Annotated in this window: 25 protein-coding genes; 4 read left to right on the top strand and 21 right to left on the bottom strand. The window is 44.1% G+C overall.

Translation table 11 applies throughout. The features are described 5' to 3' along the window. Positions 1 to 37 precede the first annotated feature (37 nt). From LDO05_RS00640 to LDO05_RS00540, 21 genes are all read right to left on the bottom strand, one after another. On the bottom strand, positions 38 to 631 hold the full coding sequence (locus LDO05_RS00640) for a transglutaminase-like domain-containing protein (protein WP_251376987.1): 594 nt from the start codon (positions 629 to 631) through the stop codon (positions 38 to 40). 142 nt (positions 632 to 773) lie between these two features. Then, complete coding sequence (locus LDO05_RS00635) at positions 774 to 1,661, bottom strand: GNAT family N-acetyltransferase (RefSeq protein ID WP_251376986.1); 888 nt, start codon at positions 1,659 to 1,661, stop codon at positions 774 to 776. Between the two features lie 234 nt (positions 1,662 to 1,895). Further along, a complete protein-coding gene (locus LDO05_RS00630) occupies positions 1,896 to 2,363 on the bottom strand; it encodes an NUDIX domain-containing protein (protein ID WP_481857038.1) in 468 nt (155 codons plus the stop codon). A gap of 95 nt (positions 2,364 to 2,458) precedes the next feature. Further along, positions 2,459 to 2,884 (bottom strand): GNAT family N-acetyltransferase, encoded by a 426-nt coding sequence (locus LDO05_RS00625; RefSeq protein ID WP_251376984.1) that lies wholly within the window; start codon positions 2,882 to 2,884, stop codon positions 2,459 to 2,461. A 301-nt stretch (positions 2,885 to 3,185) separates the two neighbouring features. Next, positions 3,186 to 3,515 (bottom strand): HepT-like ribonuclease domain-containing protein, encoded by a 330-nt coding sequence (locus tag LDO05_RS00620; RefSeq protein ID WP_251376983.1) that lies wholly within the window; start codon positions 3,513 to 3,515, stop codon positions 3,186 to 3,188. Further along, the gene (locus tag LDO05_RS00615; RefSeq protein WP_251376982.1) at positions 3,512 to 3,802 is read right to left on the bottom strand and encodes a nucleotidyltransferase family protein; all 291 of its coding nucleotides are present in this window, start codon (positions 3,800 to 3,802) and stop codon (positions 3,512 to 3,514) included. The genes LDO05_RS00620 and LDO05_RS00615 overlap by 4 nt, the downstream gene beginning before the upstream one ends. A gap of 245 nt (positions 3,803 to 4,047) precedes the next feature. Continuing rightward, positions 4,048 to 4,698 carry an HAD family hydrolase gene (locus LDO05_RS00610; RefSeq protein ID WP_251376981.1) on the bottom strand — a complete coding sequence of 217 codons (651 nt, stop codon included), beginning with the start codon at positions 4,696 to 4,698 and terminating at the stop codon, positions 4,048 to 4,050. A 200-nt stretch (positions 4,699 to 4,898) separates the two neighbouring features. Next, positions 4,899 to 5,888 carry a serine hydrolase domain-containing protein gene (locus tag LDO05_RS00605; protein WP_251376980.1) on the bottom strand — a complete coding sequence of 330 codons (990 nt, stop codon included), beginning with the start codon at positions 5,886 to 5,888 and terminating at the stop codon, positions 4,899 to 4,901. 276 nt (positions 5,889 to 6,164) lie between these two features. Continuing rightward, a complete protein-coding gene (locus LDO05_RS00600; protein ID WP_251376979.1) occupies positions 6,165 to 6,515 on the bottom strand; it encodes a VOC family protein in 351 nt (116 codons plus the stop codon). Between the two features lie 284 nt (positions 6,516 to 6,799). After that, positions 6,800 to 7,186, bottom strand: coding sequence for a helix-turn-helix domain-containing protein (locus LDO05_RS00595; RefSeq protein ID WP_251376978.1), 387 nt, complete (start codon positions 7,184 to 7,186; stop codon positions 6,800 to 6,802). A 159-nt stretch (positions 7,187 to 7,345) separates the two neighbouring features. Beyond that, positions 7,346 to 7,915, bottom strand: coding sequence for a DUF4269 domain-containing protein (locus LDO05_RS00590; RefSeq protein WP_251376977.1), 570 nt, complete (start codon positions 7,913 to 7,915; stop codon positions 7,346 to 7,348). Positions 7,916 to 8,269: 354 nt separating this feature from the next. Then, on the bottom strand, positions 8,270 to 8,710 hold the full coding sequence (locus LDO05_RS00585) for a hypothetical protein (RefSeq protein WP_251376976.1): 441 nt from the start codon (positions 8,708 to 8,710) through the stop codon (positions 8,270 to 8,272). Positions 8,711 to 9,012: 302 nt separating this feature from the next. After that, positions 9,013 to 9,567, bottom strand: coding sequence for a GNAT family N-acetyltransferase (locus tag LDO05_RS00580; protein ID WP_251376975.1), 555 nt, complete (start codon positions 9,565 to 9,567; stop codon positions 9,013 to 9,015). Positions 9,568 to 9,745: 178 nt separating this feature from the next. Then, positions 9,746 to 10,138, bottom strand: coding sequence for an Imm41 family immunity protein (locus tag LDO05_RS00575; protein ID WP_251376974.1), 393 nt, complete (start codon positions 10,136 to 10,138; stop codon positions 9,746 to 9,748). A 199-nt stretch (positions 10,139 to 10,337) separates the two neighbouring features. After that, positions 10,338 to 10,808, bottom strand: a complete 471-nt coding sequence (locus LDO05_RS00570) for a hypothetical protein (protein ID WP_251376973.1) — start codon at positions 10,806 to 10,808, stop codon at positions 10,338 to 10,340. Between the two features lie 98 nt (positions 10,809 to 10,906). Continuing rightward, complete coding sequence (locus LDO05_RS00565) at positions 10,907 to 12,091, bottom strand: hypothetical protein (RefSeq protein WP_251376972.1); 1,185 nt, start codon at positions 12,089 to 12,091, stop codon at positions 10,907 to 10,909. Positions 12,092 to 12,332: 241 nt separating this feature from the next. Beyond that, a complete protein-coding gene (locus LDO05_RS00560) occupies positions 12,333 to 12,809 on the bottom strand; it encodes an NUDIX domain-containing protein (RefSeq protein ID WP_251376971.1) in 477 nt (158 codons plus the stop codon). A gap of 277 nt (positions 12,810 to 13,086) precedes the next feature. Continuing rightward, positions 13,087 to 13,449: a histidine kinase gene (locus LDO05_RS00555; protein ID WP_251376969.1), complete on the bottom strand. Its 363-nt coding sequence runs from the start codon at positions 13,447 to 13,449 to the stop codon at positions 13,087 to 13,089. A gap of 651 nt (positions 13,450 to 14,100) precedes the next feature. Further along, complete coding sequence (locus LDO05_RS00550) at positions 14,101 to 15,234, bottom strand: tyrosine-type recombinase/integrase (RefSeq protein WP_276575529.1); 1,134 nt, start codon at positions 15,232 to 15,234, stop codon at positions 14,101 to 14,103. Between the two features lie 400 nt (positions 15,235 to 15,634). Further along, positions 15,635 to 15,838 (bottom strand): hypothetical protein, encoded by a 204-nt coding sequence (locus LDO05_RS00545; protein ID WP_251376968.1) that lies wholly within the window; start codon positions 15,836 to 15,838, stop codon positions 15,635 to 15,637. 42 nt (positions 15,839 to 15,880) lie between these two features. Beyond that, complete coding sequence (locus tag LDO05_RS00540) at positions 15,881 to 16,228, bottom strand: hypothetical protein (protein WP_251376967.1); 348 nt, start codon at positions 16,226 to 16,228, stop codon at positions 15,881 to 15,883. 584 nt (positions 16,229 to 16,812) lie between these two features. Between LDO05_RS00540 and LDO05_RS00535 the strand changes: the two genes are divergently transcribed. The 4 genes from LDO05_RS00535 (at position 16,813) to LDO05_RS00520 (ending at position 22,976) form a co-directional block, all read left to right on the top strand. Beyond that, positions 16,813 to 18,876, top strand: coding sequence for a transglycosylase domain-containing protein (locus tag LDO05_RS00535; RefSeq protein ID WP_251376965.1), 2,064 nt, complete (start codon positions 16,813 to 16,815; stop codon positions 18,874 to 18,876). Positions 18,877 to 18,970: 94 nt separating this feature from the next. Further along, on the top strand, positions 18,971 to 19,732 hold the full coding sequence (locus LDO05_RS00530; RefSeq protein ID WP_251376963.1) for a DNA-3-methyladenine glycosylase: 762 nt from the start codon (positions 18,971 to 18,973) through the stop codon (positions 19,730 to 19,732). 372 nt (positions 19,733 to 20,104) lie between these two features. Then, the gene (locus LDO05_RS00525; RefSeq protein ID WP_251376961.1) at positions 20,105 to 20,488 is read left to right on the top strand and encodes an ArsR/SmtB family transcription factor; all 384 of its coding nucleotides are present in this window, start codon (positions 20,105 to 20,107) and stop codon (positions 20,486 to 20,488) included. Continuing rightward, complete coding sequence (locus LDO05_RS00520; protein WP_251376959.1) at positions 20,481 to 22,976, top strand: heavy metal translocating P-type ATPase; 2,496 nt, start codon at positions 20,481 to 20,483, stop codon at positions 22,974 to 22,976. The genes LDO05_RS00525 and LDO05_RS00520 overlap by 8 nt, the downstream gene beginning before the upstream one ends. The last annotated feature ends 298 nt before the right edge of the window (positions 22,977 to 23,274 follow it).

Here is a 23,274-nt window from a genome sequence, read left to right as displayed (position 1 = left end):
TTTTTTATCAGATGCTGCAGCCTTTCCTGAACTGCTCTTACAATTGATCCGGTAATCCTTGTTGGTACATCTCAATACAGTCTGAATAGGTTGCAAGTGTCTTGATAATTTCCGGATGGGGTTCGGCATAGTTGATCCAATAGTCTCTCTCGCCACATTCCTCCCTGATGGGAAAAGCTAATTTCTCTTCATCAATAGAAAACTGAGCATCTATCCCTTTCTTGTTACCCCTTGCATCAAGTCTTATCCATTTGTTCAGATCCCTTAGATATACAGTGTTCAACGCATGTATGCAGTGGCCGTCTTCCGGTTGATCATAAAGTGTCAGTCTCTGATAACAAATCCCGGAGGGTATGCCCATTCCCCGCAAAAGAGCCGCAAACAAATGCGATTTAGCATAACAGATCCCATGTCCTTGTTGTAGAACTTCCGATGCTGTCCTAGTTACGTTCGTGGAATCAATGTCATATGAATGATGAATCTTGTCCCGTACAAAATGAAATACTGCTGTAACTTTTTCGATTTCATTATTTTGATTAAATGAGCGAATAAGAGCTTGAATTTGATCATCATAGTAATCAATGTGCTCGGATGCCTGAAGGTAAGCATCCATCGGAGAGACTGACTTCATTGATACACCTCACATAGAATTTTTTTTGCAGCAATCGCAGTTAGCGTTCTTGCATTCAACGAAACCTTCACCGGGCCCGATGCGAGAAGGCAGTGTTATTAGATGTCTGCGCCTTCTACGGGTTGCTAGTTAGCTCAACATCCTATTGATGCCAGTAGAATGTATACCGTGAATATTGATTAAAGCCTAATGCCTTATAAAAAGCGGAGTCAGAAATAACATATGTCTTTTTAGCACCTAGATCATTGCATCTCTTCAGTGCTTCCAAAAGCACCGCTTTACCCAGTCCCTTTCCTCGATAGGAAGGAATTGTACAGATGGGTTCCACATAAGCATAATCCGTTTTCGCATTGTACCAGCATCCACAGTAGGCAACATACTCACCTTCTTCATTTTCTGCAACCGTGTGCAGGTATGTATTTAAATGTGGTGCTGACAGCATTCTTTTCTGCTTATTCATGGTGATTTCATCACAGGGAAGATCCGCATCACCGCCGTTATCGAATCCTTTCCATAAAGTTCTGTGATGTTTATGCAAATCCGTCTCTGGATTTAGACTTTTTATTATAATTTCTGGTGGAAGAGTATAGTCGAAGCTGATTTCCTCAAGATTAAGTTCAAGTATATTTTCGATATTTCCCTCCTTTTTTACAAAGCCATAGTTACGTAATAACTCAATAGAATGTATATCAGCATCATTTATTGCAATGCCTAGACCATTCTCGTCGCTAAAAGTAGAAAGAGCATATTCTAATGCTTCTTTCTCAAGTTCTATATGACCACTCTTAACAGCAATACATGCTTCTCCAAAGTAGTGGTCAAAGGTTGCCATACCAACCAATTCATCATTACAGAACCATAATCCTATATTATCAATCAAGTCATTATTAAACTCAGGATGATACATCATCCATTCCCAACGTGCCCAGTTCCAATTGATATATTTACTATTTTCTTTGGACAATTCGATTAGAAAATCACAAACAATGTCATAATAAGTATGGTCATATGTTCTAAGTACTGGTTTCATTTACATTTCTCCCTCACTCACAATCAATGGAGATTGCGATTATCTATAATATGTAAAATCCAATTTCTTATAACGTCTTTGCATTCACGAAACGACCCAGCCTTAGAAAGCTCTTATCTTAGGCTGGGTCGTTTGTTATCTGAGCTTCTTCCATGATTATACACTTCGCAATCGAGGGACGATAGCCTTTAGATTTGAGTATAGGGCTATATAATGTAAACTAGCCTCTTCAATTCATCTTTCGAAATGTGCTCTATCTCCTTGCTCTGAACTAAATATGTTTTTCGGGTATTTGTTTGAAATATATGGTATTTGGTCTTCAAAAAAGAATTTTAGATCCTTCATCTCTTCATTATTTGGGTTTAGCCGCCCTTCCATGATTTTGCAATCAAACACGATTGTTAAGTACTCAACTTGGTGACCATTCCTATATGTAAAACGCCTCTCTTCTCCCCCATATACCCCAATGATTCTTTCAGGTTCAATTCTGAGTCCAGTCTCCTCCCATGCTTCTCTTATCATAGCTTGGGCAGGAGTTTCTCCAATCTCGATAGCCCCGGCGATTAAGCCCCAGTTTTCTTCTTTGTGCTTCCTACCAAAAAGAATTTCACCTTGTTCATTTCTTATGATACCTGCTACTGCTGGCATAAAAAGCAACTGATTTCCAATCTTCTCTCGAAGTTTCTTATAATAATCTGACATTCCCACACGATATCTCCCCTTTTTTTCAGTTGAATATTACATATCCAACGTAACCAACTGTTACTGCATCGGGTGAAGCATTCTCTAATCAATTACTAATCAATTTCCATATCTATATACATCCCATGGCCCATATCATGGCATGGTTGTTTGATAAAACCCAAGTTTTCATAAAAGCGCTCAGCCCCTTTTGCTGATGATAAACCAATAGTTATAACTGTGTTAGGCAATCCATTTTGGCGAGCATACTCTATCATTCTGTTAATTATGGCCTTTCCTATACCTTTATTTTGATAGTACGGCAAGACACGAACATCTTGAATATAACAGTACATAAGACCATCACCCACTAGCCGGCCCATTCCAACTATTTTATCGCCGTCTTTAGCTGTGACTGTACGTATACTTCTTGATAATGCTTGCTCTATCTGCTCCCTGGGTTCAAGATCATAGTTCATTGCTTGATGGATAAATAAATAATCATCTGCGGACAAGAGATTATCATAGAATTTTATGTTCATGTATATCGCTTTCCTCCTTCAGTTTCAGGTATAGCGTATAACGTTATCAAATTCACAATGTCCAAGTGGATCTTAACTTTCTCTCACCGATTTCTTGTAAAATGCCATCAACAAACGACCCAGCCTTAGATAGCTCTTATCTTAGGCTGGGTCGTTTGTTGTCTGAGCTTCTTCCATGATTATACACTTCGTAATCGAGAGGTGATAGCCTGCAGCGTGAATACGGTTTTTTGTGTTTACGCTACTCCCCCCTTAAGCACGAAGGGCGACCGCGATGCACGATGTACCTCTCTTCTTCGAGTTATGCTTTCAAAAGCTCTTCAATTTGTTTTAGTAATCCAGGCAATTCGTTCTTTACAACGCTCCATACAATATGGTTATCTACGCCAAAATAGTCATGAATTAAAACATCCCGTAAGCCTGCCATTTCACGCCACGGGATGTCTGGATTTTGACTTCTAAATTCTTTTGAAATATTCTTTGTTGCTTCTCCAATAATCTCAAGATTTCTGACTACTGCGTCCTGAATTATTCTTTGTTTAAAAAACTCTTCTTTCCCCGTTTGTGTATATTCAAATATATACTGAATGCATTCTAGCACATGGGTTAGATAGACTTTATCATCCCTCATAATTGTATGGCCTCGCTTAAAATATGATCCTTCATCTTCCAATGGACTGAATTCTCCGTTACGATGTCTACTGGTTTATTTAAAAGATCCTCTAGTTGATTCTTAAGCCTTATTAAGTCAAAAAGAGACCTATTCTCCTCAAATTCAATTAAAAAGTCAATATCACTCTCTGCATGATCTTCTCCTCGAGCAGCAGAACCGAATAAGCTAATTTTCTTTGCCCCATTCGATTTGGCTATATTAAGTATTGTATTATGATTCGATTCAATCAATGAATGAATTGACATTAACTTTCCACCTCCAATAAAAGTATATCACGGTTCTTTTATATTTAAGCACTGAAAGGCATTAGAAGTATGTCGTATAATGTTGCTGCAGTTTCAAGGGCCGAAGAGAACGGCCACAGTGTGTTTAACCAGTGCAGGGTCTGGTTCAACCTCTTTGAAATTCCTGTATGCGGACTAAGAGACGTAACTGCAGCCCGATGCGTGAATGCGGCCTTATATGATGCACCCCACTTCACCAAATCAACCTACAAGAGACTCTTTAAGTCCAGTAAATCGTATATAACCCCATCACGATTAAAATCGTCCTTATAATACGAATCTGACTTCCAGATTCCCTTCATCCCGGCACGCATACTTGCTTTTACATCGTTATCAGGATGATCTCCTACATAGATGGCTTCAGAAGCTTTAATACCTAGCCTGCTAAGCGCTCTCCTAAAAATCTCTTCATCCGGTTTCCTGATTCCCTCAAGCTCCGATACCATGATGAACTCAAAATAGTCACTGATCCCTAAAGCGTCAACATTGCCTAGTTGAAAATCACCAAACCCATTCGTAATCATAGCTATCCTAACCTCTTTGGAAGTAATAAAGTCTAACAACTGCTTTAGATTTGGAAACGGAGTACAATGATACCTAAAATTCTTTATATAATCTGCTAACAGATCATCCGCAGAAACTCCACTAATTCTATATTCATTAATAAGAGAAAAGTACACCTTGTCCTTCCAGATATAGCCTTTGCTGTCCAACTCAATAAATCGAGCTGCATATTCAACTTTATCGACTGAGTGTAAAGCTTCTATTCGATCGTGTTGATTCAAAACAAATTGTTTTAGAGAGGTATCTCGGTCCAATAGTGTTCCATCGAGATCGAAGACTACTGCTTTAATCAATTCACCACTCCTCTGTTCCCACAATAAAAGGGTTTCGGGGTATTGCATATAATGCTCTTCTACTCCCGATGTCCCCCGTCTTAAGGCTCCATCAGGAGCAGGAAGCGATGCGGTTAGTCGGTAATTATACTCGGACGACCAAAGGGCGTAAGCCCCGCAGCGTGAATGCATCGTTAGCTGAAGTAATCGACATCCTACAATCACATGCGAAACTTTTCTATACATCTGCATAATAGGTTGCCAAATGTTTTTATATCAGTTATATAATCGTAATTATTGGGATTCGGTTCAATCTGATTATACATTCTGATTGCAACAGTTTTATATGTAGGGATAACAAGACATACACAGCCAGTTATACCTAAAGACTGATACGAGCCTCTCGGCAACTTATCACCTAATTCTGCCTTTAAGCGCGGTTCATCCTGTACAGACCAGAAAAATCCACTACGAGGCAATTCTTTCGTTAAGCTTTGGGGACTGATGATTGTAGTTGCTTGCTCAAATACACCTTGAGGAATGATTTGCTTACCATTAAAGGAACCTTTATTCATATGTAAATAACCCCAGTAAGCCAGTTCCTTCGTACTTACAAATAAGTTCGGCTCGTTGCCTTGATCATCAACATATTCTTCATTTATCCAAACCAACCGTTCAGATTCTTTCTTTCTCCAACCTGTGCTCGTAAATCCACAAGGTGAAAATACCCGTTCTTCTAATAATTCAGATAATGGTATTCCATATAACTTTTGAATGATTTTTATTAGCAGACTCACACCGGAATTGTTATAGCTCCACGAAGTTCCCGGAGGAAACAAACATTTGTTTTGGCTGTCCAAACCATGAGTATGTGTTAACAAATGGCGAATAGTTACCGTGCTATCAATATCATTCCAATAAGCACTAACAGGGTCATCTAGACTTTTTATTCTTCCTTCATAAATTGCTAGACTTACCGCAAAACCCAAATAAGTCTTTCTTATAGAAGCAATGTTAAATTGGGATTTCTCATCAACCAACCGACTGTTTGTGCTAGTATCATGAAGTCCGGAATACCATTCATTCACGATCCGATCATGATGGATAATATAGGTTGAAGCTGCTGTTGCAGATATAATCTTCTTAATCTTCATAACGTATTCATTAAGATCATCAAAAGCATTAGTATTGATTCTACTAAATTCAAACAACGAAAGGAGCACCAACTTTCAGATAAAATTCCGTCATTTCATCCAACGTTACCGTATTCACGACGCCGAGAGACTTGAGCTCACAGAGTGGTCGGCTGTGCGTCAGTGCAGTTAACCCATAGGTGTATCCGCCTGATTCCACTTCCCCTAAATCTATCTGGCGGACCAAAGGTCGACGAAGTCGGCCCGATGCGTGAATACGGTATTGGATGTTGCCATCGCCTTCTAATTACTTATGAAAACTAATTTATCTATTTACACTTCTATCAAATTGTTTTAGCACTTACATACCATTAACTGATTTCCATCTGGGTCTTTAAAGTTAAACCACTGATTGTGTTCTATTTGTGTAGTTAGGTTCACATTCTTTGACTTCATAAACTCATAAGCTTCTTCAATATTATTAGTGTTCAAGTGAAATGCGGGAGTCCTAAATATATTATCTTCTGAATAGATTTTGCTATCTAAAACAATCCCAGTTCCATTCATAGGCACCACATACAAATGTCCATATAGTATCTCTCTGTCGACAGGAAGTCCCAATATATCACAATACCAATCACGTGCCTTCTCGATGTTGCTTACAGGTATAAATACAGTACCGATTTGGTTTAAAATAGGGGTCATTATAGTTTGCCTCCAGTGACTTATTGGTTTTTGTACCCATCAGTATTATTGATTAACTATTTTTAAATGTTTCTAGGAATTTATTCTGCGATGGCTTCCTCTAACTTTGTTGTATCACTAATCCTCACCGCATGCCCCATGTCCGAAGGACTTAGCCAGTTCAGGGTTGTCCGGCTGCTTCTAATTCCTCAGAAACAACCTGGTGTTACGGGGCCCGTTTGCCGATGCGTGAATATGGTGTTATGTGATGTGCGATCCTCTCGAATCAACTTTTACAGAACTTTTTAATGTACTGCGAGTCCTTCCGTATATTCTCTTCTCTGTGTAGTAACGTCCTTTAACCATTTTGTCAAATCAGTTTTACTAATAAATATTTCGTTATTGATTTTAAAATATGGAAACCTCTCACCTGTAAATGATCCCATCGTATTTAATGTATTCTGTTCCGATTGGATAATATATGTTACTTGTTCTTCTTTAAGATTAAGATACTCAGCTGCTTGTTTTATATTAAGTAAAGGTGAGTTAGTGAACTTCTCTTGTTCTTTTGCAATAGTTAATTCCTGTTTAGTTTCCGTTACATCTTTCGTTGAAATTATCAAACAACCTATGATTAACGAAGTACCAATTATTAAACTACATATAATACTTGTTATATGTGCAACCTTCATGATTCACTCTCCTACGCTTTTCATTCTTCTTTTATAGTTTTCGTAGACTTGACCTGTCACATTTCAGCTACTTTTTCGTGTTCACGACGTCTCCACCACCTTAAGCAAACGTAGTGAATGGCCGCGATGCAGTTGGGTGGTGCTAATGTGTATCTGCAATCATCTCAAATATTTTTTTAGTTTTTGCTCATTCCATTCGTACATTTCTAAGAGAACATCATATGGATTACCATTGAGATTTAGATATACACCAAATGCTGGTTCAGTCTTTAATCCTAACTTTTTCAAGTTTCTTATTTTAAGTCTGCATTTGTCCCCACAAATGGCAAGTATACGATTCTCGACTATCATATGCCTATATCCATTCTGCATTTGAGTTGGTACTGGTTGACCAAATATTTCAATCAACCAACCCTTATACTCGAAGTTACATACGATTCTTGGCACTTCATTTACCGTCTTAATCGAAGAACTATATTGATTCATTGACTTAAAATGTCTATCCAGTAGATCTCCAAAGCTTTTGAAGTCATAAACTTCACAGATGATGTCTAGATCACTATCAGGAATATCTATTTGTATAGGGATCGTCCCAACAAGAATTGGTGAGAAGTCGCTAAGCATTTCGTAGATATTAAGCTCAGTAAGTATTTGATATACTTCCTTCTGTCTTGTACTCCCATGAGACAAGTATTCGAGACTATCTGTGAAATGGTGTTCTGATTTCATTTTTTAAGCCTTTCTTCTGATTTTGTCTAACGATTTCGTCTAACGTTGTTGTATCCATGAACTTTCACTTGCTTATGGATTGCAAGACCCACGAGGACTTAGCCAGTGCAGGGTTATCCGGTTGCTACCGCTTCCTCCGAGATACCTCTGCCGAACGGAAGTTACAGGTATCATCTTAGCTCTCTTGGCCATATCGCTGTTATCGTCTCATCAGTTTGCTCAATCATTCTCTCAATTACAAATCCCGCTTTTCCTAGACCAATTACCACTTTCTTTCACTAAATCAAATTTCACTTAACGTTGTTGTATATAACAATTCTCACTCCCGTAAGTTTGCGATACATGAATATGATGTTAGGCATAGTTACTGTCTTTATTGATTAATCTTGAACAATATAATATTGCCCAAATGCATAATACCCCAGCTATAAAAGAAATAAGTATCCCCATAAATAAGCCAATAGCCGTCATAAAAGTATCGTCACCTTCAAATTGGGGAGTTAGCGTAACATACCTATAAATAAAAAATAAAAATACGACCCAATAAAATGCACCTCCAATTAACGCAGTTACTATTCTTCCCTCATTTTGGTCTCCCCATGTCATTCCTACCTGTATCCAGAACCATATATTTATTACGACACCCAAAATAGGAAAAAGCATCCATACAAATCCAAGACTTAGTAATACTGATAAAAGAGATAACCCGATTACAGATATAAATAGAATTAAATTCACGAGTGAAACAAATAGACCACATAGGAATGGATTCTGATACCATGATAATTTAGACAAATATAAAAATATTTTAGAAGATTTAATCGATATAGGTCTTTTAATCATAAGAATAATTAGAATAACTACAATTAGTAATAAGGATAACATTCGATGTCTACCTTTCTTAGGAAAAGCATTAAAGAAAAGGATCTGCAAATTACACATAACGTAGCTGCACTCCCGACTAGTTGGTACTATGGTTAGGTGGTGAGCTGCTCAAATACGCTTCACCGGTAATTTATCACGCGAAGGTGCCGTTAGGCCTTCTGGGGAATGCGATGTTATCGATGGCAAGGACTTCTCAAACTAATCAGTTAAACTTACTTTTCCCTAATTATGGAGTATATTTTTATGTCATGAAAATTTCCTTTATTAAAAATGTACTCTTTTAAAATCCCTTCTAGTCTCATCCCTGATTTCTCCATAACTCTGGATGAACCAATATTGTCCAGAATACATTTAGCTTCAATGCGATTCAGATTCATGCTTACAAATCCAAATTCAATTAATTTTTTTACGCATTCTGTCATATACCCCTGTCCCCAATGTTTCCTAGACAATGCATACCCAATTTCAGCCTTATAATTATCAATATCCCAATTCACATAGTCGCAAGTGCCTATTAATTTACCTGTATTCTTATCTTGGATTCCCCAGGGACTGAGTTGACAGTTGGTGTACTTGCCTAGAACATAATTAACAAATCCTTTAGTATCTTCTATTTTCCTGTGAACTTCCCACGTTGTGTACTTTGATACTTCTTCATCACTACAGTAAGCATAAATATCTTGAATATCCTCAAGATCAATCTTCCTGAGAATTGTTCGCTCGGTTTCCAGGGTAGGTAGGTCACTAAATATATCTTCTATCTTCATTGTAATCCCTCCCAGTATTTATTAATTAGAAAGAACTTGCCTTGCTTTCGGGGTAACTTTCTGGGTGTTCGCGGAGCCGAGAACCTTAAGCCCCAATGGGGCGGACCAAGAGATGTGACAGCGGCCCGCAGTGTGAGTGCGGGGGTTATCTGATGTTTACTCTTCTTAGAATATGCTTTCAATTAAGTTCGTAATACGGGTTCATAAGATCTTCATTAAGACCTTCTTCGTCAACAATCTGTCTTTCAAAATAGCCATACTCCACCCTTACACAAAGTCTCTCAACATAAAGATGTAACTTGTCATGCGGTAAGTTCTTAATACGACTTGCATCATTAGGCGAATAACTCCATATCAACGACTTCAAAAAGTAGTTGTGTGTATGAATTATCATTCTAGTGATCTGGGGATCGTGCTCCTTGTCCCCAAAATAAATAGATAATTCCAAAACAGAGTTATAGAATTTCCAATACAATCTTTCATCAAAACAATCTTCTTCATGTAATGCATAAATAAAGCTTCCTTGAATACACTCATCGTTATTCCTTAGTTCAACTAGACTATTTATCATTGGATGCTCTCCAAAAGGTAAGTTATAGTGGGTTTCATTATCGTTCTTGTATTCACAAAACGCCCCAGCCTTAGATAGCTCTTATCTTCGGCTGGGGCGTTTGTTGTCTGAGCTTATTCCATTATTATACATCCGGGAACCGAGGGGCGATAGCCCTGCAGCGTAAATACGGTGTTATGGGATGCCTTGGACATCCTGATTACTCCACATTCAATATCTTTATATAGACTTTTAATACATACGGTTTCTCTTCTGATCCATCAGAATAGCCTCCACTTGGAAGCCCATTCAAGAATGGATATGCCAAGAATTCCTCAATTATCGGTTCCATTCTATCCAGTAATTCAAGTTCGCACCAAAAAGGTAGCTTATCATAAATATTAGAAATTAAATTAAACCTCAATTGGCTTGCCATCCAGTCAAACCAAAGATAAAAAGTCATTCCATTCTGTCCATTTAATGCTCTTATTTGGTTTTGTCGATTATCTATTACCGAACTAAGGAAGTTCACAAAATCATTAATATTTATTTGACTTGCCAATTCTTGTTCTAATGAAATGCACCACATATTGTTACTGATATCTTCATCAATATCTTCCTTTGAAGAGGCGATAAATATTGGGTCAGTTATGATTTCTTCAAGGTTTTTAAAATATGCGTCTTTATCCATGATTTGCTCCTTGAACTTGCAACGAATTGGTTTTTAACAAGCTTTCCAAGGTTTCACCTAACGGTTTTGTATTCATCAATGACATCCATGAAAAACCTTCAAGCATCATTCTCTAAAATCTCTAAGTTAATAAACTCAGCAAGATAAGTGAAAGGCTTCTCTTTACTTCCTATCTTTTCACATATTTCATTTGTTGTAGATGCTCTTAAGTATGGGACGTTTTCTAAATCCCTATATTCAACTTCCAATTTAACCGAGGATGTATAGTACCATAAATTGTATGTAAATTGTGAAGAATGTATCGCTCTAGTTCTTTTATCAGAATCAATAATAGTTTCTCTAACTATCAATTTTGTAATTTCTTTGCTAGTTTCAAATGAAATAATGTCAAATCCTTGAGCAACTAACGCAGATGCGAACGTTAAAAACCAAATTTCCGTTCTTGCTTCTCCCCTAATAGAGTCAGGATCAAACCCCTGAAGTATTTCAGTGTCATTATCATAAAAATAGAATTTATGGGTGAGGTTAAGCAAATCAAGTATTCTTGATATTTCAAGCAAAACAGCCCATAATTCATCTTTCTCTAGCAATATAGTGTTTCGATTATCTTTTGGACCATAAGTACATTTAATTTTATCGCTTTCAATTGAGTAATTATGGTGATAAGCAATGTTTCTCCAATCAGATAGCTTTAACGATCTAATTGAGAATAAATCGAGAAAAGCAGAGGTTTGAATGAGTTCATTATTTATTATTCCAAGATCCAACTTTTTGATATCACTTATAACAACCTTCTTACCTTTTGATAATCTGTACATAGAGATATATTCTAATAACAATGTCTTAAACAATCCTTCGACTATTCGACCGATATCATTCATTGTCATTTGAGTAAATTCATATATTTCTAAATCTTTTTTATTAGTCTCTGTAAAAACAAAACTCCAAAATCGGTTCCCTGTCTCAATTTGGTCATCAATTAATTGCTTAAAAATATCATGACATGCAAATGCATCACGTTTAGAAGCATCTCTATACATATTCAATGACTCTAATAACTTTTGTTTGAACCAACTATTATCACGATATTTATTATAAAGAATCCAATCTGAGACTAAATAAGTCATAGAATATTTGGAAAGGTTATCTTTATTCCTAAAATACTGATCGAAATCACTAATAATTTGTTCTTTTATTTCTTCCGGTTTTATTCCTGCTCTAAAAAATTCCAAAAGTGGACTCTCTGATCGAACTGCTTCTATTATCTTTATTATTCCTTTCATTTTTTACCTTCTCTCTTTTTGATAAATTTCAGCAATTTCAGCTAACTCTCTTGTATTCACGAACCCTCACTGGCTTAAGCGCGCAAGCGCGGGTCCGACGGACTTAGCCAGTGCAGGGTTGTCCGGCTGTCCCCACTTCCCTGAAATCCCTCTGTCGGACCGAGGGCCGGATGGCCCGATGCATGAATATGGTGTTATAAGAAGTTGGGGCCTTCCTTGAAATACTCACTCTCTACTCTTCTTATAACTTCAATCTTTCTAATTGATGATCTTCAATCAGAGCTATAGTTCTTCTATTGTTTACATATTCTTTTATTTGTTCCGAGATATTCGGTATTAAAAGTATCGATTCTAACTTATCCACTGGAATCCACTTAACTGCGACTTGGTGAGGATCTGGTTGCGGAGGAAGCTTGGGGATTGAACTATTTATCAATTTGCATTCAAATATAAGATGTAATCCATGGCTTTCATTTACACTATAGTCGCCTGACTGTTTATGGGGCGCAAACTCATAAATTAGAGCTAATTCACCGACTTCGACTTCCGAGCGAGTTTCCTCATAGACTTCTCGAGTAACACCATCAACTATTGTTTCTCCACGTTCTAATCCTCCGCCTGGTAGATTGTAATGAATTCCATTGTCATCATACTCAACTAAAAGAATTGAATTATCTTTAATTATTAAACCGCTACACCTAACTCTGACATGTGACAAGGGTACCACCTCTTGTTAGTGTTTATTTGAATTTGATTTCTATCGGGTTTGCCCCAATTTCTTATAACGTTGTTGCATTCCCGACGCCCCACAACCTTAAAGGTAGCATGGAGCCAGGTGTCCTGGCTCCCGAATGGGCGCGACTGTGCTTAGGTGGTGCGGGTGTGTCGCTGAATATGCTTCCCTGTAAATTCCCCCAGCGACCAAGGGCCGTTAGGCCCGCTGCGGTAATGCGGTGTTATATGACGTGGACGACTACTTCGAATAACTTACAATTTCATTCATTGTCAATTAAAAACTCTATAAAATCTTCGTGCAATGCTATATTCTCATTTAATATTTCTTTTGTTTCAGCATTTATCAATTCAATTCTAAGCTTCTCAGCTAATGCATCCCCACCATCAAACATTACAAGTATTGAATGTATTACACCTTGTATAATTTCTTTCTGATAGTCTTTAAATGCATTGAGAAGTTCATCATTATTTAGAACTTCACTTAAACTTTGAACTTGTTCAGGGTTATTACACCATATCAAATCGGCTTCAGGTAATAAGCTGCTAGTTGATTCGCTTACCCAATAGTTTTTGATATTTGATAAGTTTTGAAAAAGTAGATTTTGCTGGTCCTTAATCTTCATCGAATTCACCTAATTTCATTTTTTACGTCCATGTCGTATAACGTTCTTGCATTCGCGAACCCGAGAGGCTTAAGGCGCGTTAGCGCCGGGTCGAAGACTTAGTCTCGCAGAGTTGTCTGCCTGGACATACTTCCTTGTGATTCCCCGGCAGACCAAGGGGCGTATGCCCCGCAGCGTGAATGTGGTGTTATACGCAGTTGCCCTCTTCTTCGAGTTTGCCCCAACGGATTCGCCTTTCCTAATCCCTTCTTGGCTTTGAACTTGAATTCCTGCCTTTCAAAACCACTCGGTTGGCGTGATCGTCCCTATGCAGGTTACCTGCCAACCCTTTCTTCGAACCTCCAGTAACCTTCTTCTTCGATGTTCCTCGGGACGCTTCGCCGTTAAAGTGGTTGAGGAATTCAAGTAAGGATTAGGAAAGTCTAGCGAATCGGTCGGCCCCATGAAATCACCCGGATATCCGCATATGCACTAAAAAAATCATAGTTAATTCGATCCTAGTGCCGATCTCGGCCGTTCTAAATACGAAGTAAACTATGATTCTTTCTTCTATGATTCTGCTTCATAGCGAATATTCGATTTCATGGGGTTGGCTTCTTCAGGGGTTCAAGGGCAATTGCGTATAACACTAAATCCACGACACCTGTCGCCCTAATCCCCATTCCCTTGGGTATCTGCGTCACCTATCCCGCCCGGATACAACCGATCCAGAGGGCTCTGGATACGGCGGGCCTCCTTGGAGGAGACGTGGGTGTAGATCTGAGTCGTCTTGATGTCCTCATGGCCCAGCAGCTCCTGAATGTAGCGAAGATCCGTCCCGGCCTCCAGCAGATGGGTGGCGAAGGAATGTCTTAAGGTATGCACGGTTGCATGCTTCCGGATACCGGCCGACTGCAGAGCACGTTCAAATATCCGCTGTACACTCCTCACGGTAATTGGTCGATCCCGCTCAGCGCCTGGGAAGAGCCACTCATAAGGCCGTTCTCGCTCTAAATAACGTACTAGACATTCACCAGTTGTGTGCGACAACAGGGTCATACGGTCTTTTTTGCCCTTCCCCTGCCGCACATGAACGAGCATCCGCTGCTGATCGAGATCGTTCAGGCGCAGCCGTACAACCTCCCCGACACGGAGCCCAGCTGAATAAGTCAGCATAAGAATCATCCTGTGTTTCAAATTGCTTAGTGATCCAAAAATCAGCCTCAACTCCTCCATAGACAATACGGGAGGCAGCTTCTTTTCCTTTCTCGGTCTGGGAAGGTTCACGATCAGATCAGGTCTTTTATAAGCTTGACTTAGAAAAAGCTTCATTGCGCTCATCGCTTGATTGATATACGAATGAGAACGCTCCAGCTTAAAGAGCTGAAGAAGATAGTCCCGGACATGCCTGGTCTGCAATTCAAGAAAGTCATCGGCCACATCTTCGCAGAATCGCCTTACATGCCCTTCGTAAGCCTTCTTCGTTTGTGGACTTAACCCCTTAAGCGTCAGCAGTTGGCTGAACAGCTTCTGAGATTCCCGTATCTCCTTTGCCACAGAAGCATCATACGGAAAATACCTTCGAAACCTTTCCTCTTTGCGCAGCGGTGGGTCTATATCTACTTCTTCTACCGGGAACATGTCGCTCAGCATTCGCACAGATTCCTCACAATACGGGAGCTTCCAGGCGAGTTCGGCCTGTATCCAGCAGCGCCCAGGGATTTTGCGGAGCTTCCCTACGGTCGCTGCTTGATACCCGTCTGTTTTTACCATTAAATGTTCCTGAACTCTGCTTATCCTTAGCAATTACACCATACTCCTTATATATTTCTATGTGCCTCAGCTCAGTACCTTCCATATTTATACAAAACACAAACTTTCACTTATGCCTAACAAAAAAAGAGACAGTTCTCCCCCGGAGAATCTGTCCCAATGCCTTTGGTCCTAATCATTTCAGTTGTCCTATGCCAAATACCAATAACCTTTCGCTTGAGGAGGAGCCTAACATTCAACCCATGCTAACAATAGAGCAATACTTGTTAAAATAATTGGCCTATTCCGCGCTAATCACACGCATAGCACCCAACACAAGAATATATCCATCTGGATTCTGAATACATGCGCTCTTGAACTCCCAGCCTCCGTGTGAGCCAGTGAATGGCTCGATGGCTCCTCTCCGTCCCATCCATAGAATAAATTACAACAATTATCTCAAATGCCTCTCCGCCATCCCCATAATCACGGCTTTCAGCTCATCTCTAAACGTCTCACCTGGCATGCCTACATATGCCGCTCCAAACTCCGTGTATCTCTTCAATTCCTCCCGACTCAGATACTCTGCTGGATTGATGCCAAGTTCTTTGAGATAGTTAATAAGGGCTGTGAATTCAATAAATTCGTTCTTCTTCATAAAATATCCCCCTGCTCAAATAAATTTGTCCATGACTCTCTGCTACTGAGATAACTTATCCAGGTACCCTTTCATGCTCAGGCTTCCGGACTTCCTTCCCGAGATCCTCCAAGCCGCATACATAATAACCACGGCCACCAGCGGCACGAACCAGTACGCAACTGCCAGCAGCAGAACAGGAATGCCCACAAAAGATAACATAAAATGCTTCCATCCCCCGCTTGCATCCGCCCCCGATACCCACACGATCACATCCAGGTAGTTGTTAGCCCAATAATACAAACCGATTCCCGCCGCAATATAAGGTATGAGCAGGTAAGCCCAATAATTCAGCACCCATCTTGCCGTCACAATCAGTCTGCGCCTGGCTTTGCTTAATCGTTCACTCATTTCTTCCAACTCCTCAAGTCTTAGCTGCACTCCCTAGGTGTAATCTTCTATATTCCCCCAGGAAAAACCTCCCACTAGTTGCGCCCTTATCAACCTTTTGCGTCAAAAAAGAGTTCCCGATCTTTCCCGTTCTTCCCGGTCCTCGGTTAAACAAAGTGAATAACTCCTCCAAACTTTCCCATACTAGAAAATAGACCTGACAGGGTCAGCCACTACTTGTTAACTATCTACCACCAGACATGGCCTTTTGGCTTTTGGCTTTTGGCTTTTGGCTTTTGGCTTTTGCCTTCTGCATTTAGCATTTAGCCTTTAGTCTTCTGTCTTCTGTCTTCTGTCTTCTGTCTTCTGTCTTTAACATTTGGCCTTTGGCCTTCAGCCTTCAGTCTTCTGTCTTCTGTCTTCTATCTTCTGTCATCAGTCTTTAGCCTTTAGCCTTTAGCCTTTAGTCTTTAGTCTTTAGTCTTTGGCCTTCAGTCTTAGTCTTCAGCCTTTGGCCTTGGCCTTCAGCCATCAGCCACCAGAAGCCATCACCCTATGTCCCGCTTCGCACACCAAGTCCCAAAGAGAAGGAGGCACTACCCACAATGGAGCGACTATCACGAAGCGGCCGCAGACCCCGCCAGGGCTTACGGCTGTTCCTTAGAATCTCCCTGATCACTGCCGTCCTGGGCATCTGTGCTGTCGCAGGAACCTTGATCTACCTTGCCAATACGCCGCTGCCGACAGCGGATTCCGACCGGAATTCACGGCTTGTGGATATCAGCGGGGAGACGATTGCGACTTTTTCCTCCGGGGCGAAGAACCGCATCAGCGTGAAGCTGGATCAGATTGCGCCGGATCTCATTCACGCCACCTTGGCTGTGGAGGACCGCAATTTTTATAACCATATCGGATTCGATATCAAAGGCATGGCCCGTGCCGTGCTTGTCAATATTGAGCACCTGGACACCGTTCAGGGAGCCAGCACCCTGACCCAGCAGCTTGCGCGCAACCTGTATCTGTCCCACGAACGGACGTGGACCCGCAAGGCGAAGGAAGCAATGTATACCGCCCAGCTTGAGATGAAATACAGCAAGGACGAAATCCTCCAGATGTATCTGAATGAAGTGTATTACGGGCACGGCGCGTATGGCGTTGAGGCGGCGTCTGAGATGTATTTTGGCAAGCCGGCCAAGTCCTTAACACTTGCTGAGAGTGCTATGCTTGCTGGAATCCCGAAGGGACCGACCTACTATTCACCGTATAATTCTATGAAAAATGCCAAGGACCGCCAGCGTATCGTGCTGAAGACAATGGTCGAGACCGGCGCGATTACCCGGCAGCAGGCCGATGATGCGTACGCGCAGCTGCTCAGCTTCAAATCGCCTTCCCAGCGTACCACGGGGGATGACGCTCCCTATTTCCGCGATTATGTCCGGAGTATGGTGATCAATCAGCTGGGCATTGAGGAGAGTCTGCTGGAGCACGGGGGCCTGACGATCTACTCCACCCTGGATATGGAGGCGCAAAAAGCCGCCGAAGCCGCCGTCACCGAAGGCACCATCGGAAGCCCGGATCTGCAGGCCGCCCTGGTGTCGATCGACCCGCGTAACGGGTATATCAAGGCTTTTGTCGGTGGAACGAATTACACACAGAACCAGTACAACCATGTCCTGGCCAAGACGCGGCAGCCCGGCTCCTCGTTCAAGCCGATTATGTACCTGACCGCCCTCTCTTCCCGCAAAATGACCGAAGCCAGCATGTTCAACAGCGAGCCGACCCTGTTCCACTACGACGGGAACCGCAAGACGTACAGTCCGCGCAACTTCGGGGAAAAGTATTTCGGCGAGATCGACATGCGCCAAGCGATCGCGGCATCCGACAATATTTACGCGGTCAATACGATCATGACCGTCGGGACGAATCATGTCATCGACATGGCGCGCCGCATGGGCATCGACAGCCCGCTTGCGCCCGTTCCCTCGCTCGCGCTTGGGACTTCGCCGGTGAGCCCTTTTGAGATGGCGTCGGCCTTCGCCGTCATCAGCAACCAGGGCCGGAGCGTCGAGCCCACCGCTATTATAAAAATCACCGACAGCGGCGGCGACATCCTCTACGAGCACACGCCTCCTTCGCCGGAGCAGATTGTCGAGCCCGCCGCCGCTTATGTGATGACGCATCTGATGGAGAGCGTGTTCGAGACCGGAGGAACGGGCAGCCGCGTATCCGCAGTAATGAAGCGTCCGGTCGCCGGCAAAACAGGCACAACCCACACCGACGCCTGGCTCGTCGGCTTCACGCCCGAGCTGTCCACCGCGGTCTGGGTCGGTTATGACAAGGGCAAAATCCTGGAGACCGCAGAGTCGCGCAAAGCCGCGCCGATCTTCGCCCAGTTCACGGAGAAGGCGCTGGAGAAGGTGCCGCCGAAGATTTTTCCTATCCCCGATGGGGTCGTTAGTGTGTATGTTGACCCGCAGTCCGGCAAGCTGGCCACAGCGGAATGCGCGGCGAACCAGCGCCTTGAGATGTTCATCAAGGGAACCGAGCCGAAGGAGTATTGCAGTGATCATGGCGGCAAAGGCACCCCCGCACCGGCGGAGGCCAAGGACGGAAAGTCCAAAGACAGCTCGTGGTGGGGCGACCTCAAGCGCTGGTGGATGAACAAGTAATAAGGTTGTTCTGTTCCTGATTTGCCTCCATGGGCCGGGTTATATAACATGAAGGTAACCCACTTGAACCGGTTTCAGTAAGGAGGCAGCAATCATGAACGACGAGCACATGTCCAACCCTAATACAGACGACAGGATCACGGAGATGACTGCGTCAGAATCTCCCGCGAGGCAGCATGATGAACAGCGGATCCCGCCTCCCCGCCTTCTCCCTTCTTCCATCTACCAGGTGACTGCGCTGGAAGCGGCGCCGCGCCTGCTCGGACATACACTTGTCCGCCGGACGGAGGACGGAGAGATTCGTTCACGGATCATTGAGACCGAGGCGTACGGAGGAGTTGAAGACAAGGGAAGCCATGCCTTTGGAGGCCGCCGCACCAATAGAACCTCCATTATGTTCGGGGAGGGAGGCAGCGCGTATGTGTATTTGATCTACGGCATGTACAGCTGTCTGAACGTCGTTACCGGCCGGGAGGGCGATCCGCAAGCCGTGCTCATCCGGGCAACTGAGCCGCTAACGGAAGTGGACAGGCTGATCATGGCCAAGTACCGCGACATCCAGTCCCGCAAGCCCGCTGATCTGAGCAATGGTCCCGGCAAGCTGTGCCGAGCCCTGCGTATCGACCGCTCCCTGAACGGACTGGACCTGCGCGCTCCCGGCGGGCCGATCTGGCTGGAAGCCGGCGATGAGCATCAGGACTTCGATATCGTGGAGTCCCCCCGCATTAACATTGATTACGCCGAGGAGTATGCGGCTAAGCCTTGGCGGTTCAACATCAAGGACCATCCTTTTGTATCGGTCAAAGCCAAACATGCCCCGATCTGCGGGACATTTCAGGGGCTGCAGCTGCGCTAGCCGCAAGGCCCGGGAGAAGGTTCCAATTCCCTGGACCCTTCTCCCGGGTTTTTTACTTGTCCTGCTACATCTCTTCAGTTGCTTATCCTGCTATATCTCTTCATTCACTTGCCCTATTGCATCTCTTCATTCACTTGTCCTGTTATATCCCTTCATTCACTTGCCCTATCACATCTCTTCATTTACTTGTCCTATTGCATCTCTTCAATTATTTGTCTAGTTAGACCTCCTCAATAAGGGTTAACTTATATTTAGGACAATTTCCTTTTAACATTCAAACCAATGTTTGAATATGTTATCGAAATGGGATATACTAGCTCTATAACAATCAAATGAACGTTTGAATGATAATGTGAAAGGAAGCGATATGCCATGACAACGCAGACCAACACCCAACTCGAAGTATGTGAGACGAACTGTGAACATGAAGAGATTACCTCTAAGCTGCGCGAACTGCTGCAGGAAGAGGAGATCGTGGGCATGGCCCAAATTTTCAAGGCGTTATCCGATCCTAACCGTGTAAAAATCGCTTTTCTGCTCGATCAGGGCAAGGAGCTGTGTGTATGTGACATTGCGGCGCTGCTGGATTGTTCTGTAGCCACGGCCTCTCATCATCTAAGGCAGCTGAAGTCCTCCCATATTACGAAATCGCGCAAAGAAGGCAAGAACGTCTATTATTCGCTGAAAGACCATCATATCCAGACGCTGATCGCCATGACGCTGGAGCATCAGAGGGAGAAGAGCGACCATGAGTAACTCATCCGCAAGTTCCAAAGCCGAATACAAAGTACAAGGACTCTCCTGTGCTAATTGTGCCCGGGAGCTGCAGGACGAGATCCGCAAGCTGGAACATGGCGGGGACGCCGCGCTTCACTATAACAGCAGCAGGCTGATTGTGAATCCTAAGGTGGACCTCACCCGTGTCCGCAAAATCCTCAAGAGCGACGGGGCGACCCTCGTCCTTCCCGCAGACACCCATTCAGGCGTCTCGCCAGCTAATGCTGAGTTTACTGCTGTAGCCGATGAAGTCGCAGCTGCAAAAACAGACCGCGACCCCTCCCATGTGAGTTCCGTCGGTTCCGTGGGTTCCCTGGGTTCAGTAGGTTCAGTAGGCCCAGCGAGCTCGGCAGTCTCAGCTGCCGCAAGCGGCCCGGCCGCTCATGGCCATGCTGCCCGCAGTCACTCCCATGCAGACAACCACCAAGGCGGCGGGCATGATCACCCTCACGTCCATCAAGGCCATACACATGATCACGCGGACAGCCACTCCCATAGCCACGACCCCAACGGACACGATCACCCTCCCGTCCATCAAGGCCACGCGCATGATCATGCGGGCAGCCACTCCCATGACCATGATCATGGCGGACACGGTGGCCAGCTGATCAAGTGGCTGCTCAGCGCAGCCGCGATCTTGTACTTAGCCACCTTTGCACTGGGAAATGTGCTGCCGTCAGCGGCATTGATCTTGTTCTACGCGGCAGCCACCCTGTTAAGCGGCTACTCCACCTTTTGGCGGGGCCTGAAGAATCTGCTTAAATTGAAATTCAACATGGATACACTGATGACCGTAGCGTTGGCTGGTGCTGTTGTGATCGGGGAATGGGAAGAGGCCACTTTGGTCGCGATTTTGTTCGGGCTTAACGAGCTGCTTGAAGGCTATGGCATGAACCGGGCCCGCAAATCTATGGAGGCACTGCTCAGCGCCGCTCCTAAGCAGGCTGTAGTCCTTCGCGCCGAAGGCCGTACAGAGACTATTCCTACCGAACTTCTGCAGGTGAATGACATTGTTATTGTCCGTGCCGGAGAAAAGATCCCTTCAGACGGAACGGTTACCGAAGGGAACAGCGCGGTGAATGAAGCGGCAATTACGGGGGAATCCATTCCCGTCTCGAAGCACGCCGGGGACAGTGTGTTTGGCGGCAGCGTGAACACAGAGGGTCTTCTCAAGGTAAAGATTGAGAAGGCCTACCAGGACTCTTCCCTCTCGAAGATCATGCATCTGGTGCAAGAAGCACAGGACACCAAGACGCCTACCGAGCTCTTTATTGATAAATTCGCGAGATACTACACACCCGCAATTATGATTATTGCCGCGCTTGTTGTACTGATACCGCCCCTGCTCTTTGGAGCGCCCTGGATGAAATGGGTATATGAAGGGCTTGCTATTCTGATCGTTGGCTGTCCTTGCGCGCTCGTGCTGTCCTCACCGATTGCGCTTGTAAGTGGAATGACCCGCAGTGCCCGCAGCGGCGTGTTAATCAAGGGCGGTGTTCATTTGGAGCAGCTTGGCCGCATCAACATGATCGCTTTCGACAAGACGGGAACGCTCACGGAAGGGCGTCCTGCCGTTATTCAAGAAGCCGTATACGATCCGGGGCGGTTCTACGCCGCAGCGGGGGCTATGGAGCAATCCTCTCTTCACCCGCTTGCTGAAGCGGTAGTCCGCAAGGCCAAAGAGTCAGGAATCACCCATTTTGCCCCGGTTGATAACCTGGTTACCCTCCCTGGTCAAGGGATTCAAGGGGATATCGAGGGGGTTCGCTACTGGGCAGGCAATGAGCAGCTGCTTAAGCACGTCTCTCTGTCCGCCTCGGATAGAGAGCGGATAGAAGCGGATCTTCACCGGATGAAGGAAGCCGGACTGACGATTGTCCTGGTAGCCGATGCGGCGCATGTGCTGGGCATTGCCGGACTCGCGGACCAGATTCGCGCCGAGAGCCGCGGCGTAATTGCCCGGCTGCACCAAGCCGGGATTGAACATACCGTCATGCTGACCGGTGACCATGCCGGTACAGCCAAATCTGTGGCCCAGGCCACAGGTGTCACAGATTGGTACGCCGGCCTCCTGCCGGAGCAGAAGGTCGACAAGATCAAGGAGCTGGCAGCTAGAGGGCAGGTCGCTATGGTTGGCGATGGCATTAACGATGCCCCCGCACTGGCCACAGCCCAGCTGGGCATTGCGATGGGTAAGGGCACCGACAGTGCCGTCGAGACCGCCGACATCGTCCTGATGCAGGATCATCTCGGCAAGCTGCCGGCAGCGATCAGGATCGCCCGTCTGGCGAACCGGATTATCCGCTGGAATATCGGCATCAGTCTGGGCCTTAAGCTGATCGCCCTGCTGCTAACGATTCCAGGCCTGCTTACCCTCTGGATCGCTGTCATGTCCGATATGGGCGCAACCATTATAGTCACCCTGCTTGGACTGACCATCCTGCTTGGCAGAGATAAGGAAGCTTAAGCTCCACATCAGCAGGAACCTGTACACTACACCCCATACAGCATACAAAAGGCAGTTCAGGCACCCGCGCGAGGTCTGAACTGCCTTTTGTCATATGACAGGCATATACTGGTCGTACTGGTCGGTGAAATCCGCTCCCTCATCAAGGCGCGCATTATTCGCGGGATACCTGCCTATTTGGAGTGGGCCTTCTCCCTCTCCAACCCGATTAACTATAGCCGTCCATCCATTGAATTGCGAACAGGCTCAATATACACTAAGAAGGAATAGCCTGGCCTTTACTTACCTGCCTAATCCC

Source organism: Paenibacillus sp. YPG26 (assembly GCF_023704175.1).
GTDB lineage: Bacteria > Bacillota > Bacilli > Paenibacillales > Paenibacillaceae > Fontibacillus.
Note: the sequence above shows the minus strand (reverse complement) of the source record. Positions and strands in the feature narration are given on the sequence as shown.